The 1,042-nt window shown below is 71.4% G+C and carries 1 protein-coding gene and 1 pseudogene; both read left to right on the plus strand.

Annotated features, from left to right (window positions below; translation table 11 throughout):
• Positions 1 to 480 (plus strand): annotated as a pseudogene (locus AC1DYZ_RS20160) (hypothetical protein); the annotation flags it as partial.
• 94 nt (positions 481 to 574) lie between these two features.
• Positions 575 to 1,042, plus strand: a 468-nt coding sequence (locus AC1DYZ_RS20165; protein ID WP_477066873.1) for a hypothetical protein, incomplete at its 3' end; no start/stop codon positions are given.

Below are 1,042 nucleotides of genomic sequence, written 5' to 3' on the forward strand. Positions count from 1 at the left end.
GGCTTTGCCGCCACGGATGACGCCAGCGGTGTCACGGTGGGTGCCGATGCCGCCGACGACGGCAGGATGCTGCTGATCTGGGAGATCGACAGCGTCTACTCCCACCCGTGCGACACGACTCGGCGCACTGTCGCCGTCGGACCCACGGCGGCCGACCTTGCCGACGCCCTGGCCGCACAGCCGATGCGCGACGGCACCACCCCCGTCCCGGTGACGATCGGCGGCTACGACGGGTTCTATGTCGAGCTCTCCGTGCCGGACGACATCGACGTCGACGCCTGCCCCGGGGGGAAGTTCTTCAGCTGGCCCGGCCGATGGCAGCAGGGTGCCGGGCAGGTCGACATGTTGTGGATCGTCGACGTCGACGGGCAGCGCGTCGTCTTCGACGCCTGGGCCCTCCCAGGCGCCAGCCCGCAGGAGCGCGCCGAGCTCCAGCACATGGTCACCACCGCCACGTTCGTCCCGACCGACGACCTCTGAGACCGCGCGCTCCGTCGGGGCGCCTTCGCCGCCTCCGTCATGCCCTGCGGCCGCATCCGCCGGCCGCTGATCCCTTCCACGCAAGGAGACGATGATGTCGACCCATCGCACCAATCTCTTCGTCGCAGCCAGTGCGGCGCTCCTGGCGGCCGGGCTCGTCGGTTGCACCGCCGAGGCGGCGCCCGACATCGCCCCCTCATCCGCTCCGACCACCGTGCGGGCGCTGCCGTCGGGCGATGGTGTGGCGCCGTTGGAGCCGGGCCGTTATGTGTTCCCGGTGATGGACGGCGCGCCGGAGCTGCTCCCGGTGGTGTCGGTGCCTGCGGGTTTTGCCGCCACGGATGACGCCAGCGGTGTCACGGTGGGTGCCGATGCCGCCGACGACGGCAGGATGCTGCTGATCTGGGAGATCGACAGCGTCTACTCCCACCCGTGCGACACGACTCGGCGCACTGTCGCCGTCGGACCCACGGCGGCCGACCTTGCCGACGCCCTGGCCGCACAGCCGATGCGCGACGGCACCACCCCCGTCCCGGTGACGATCGGCGGCTACGACGGGTTC

Source organism: Cellulomonas sp. P1_C4, assembly GCF_056406355.1.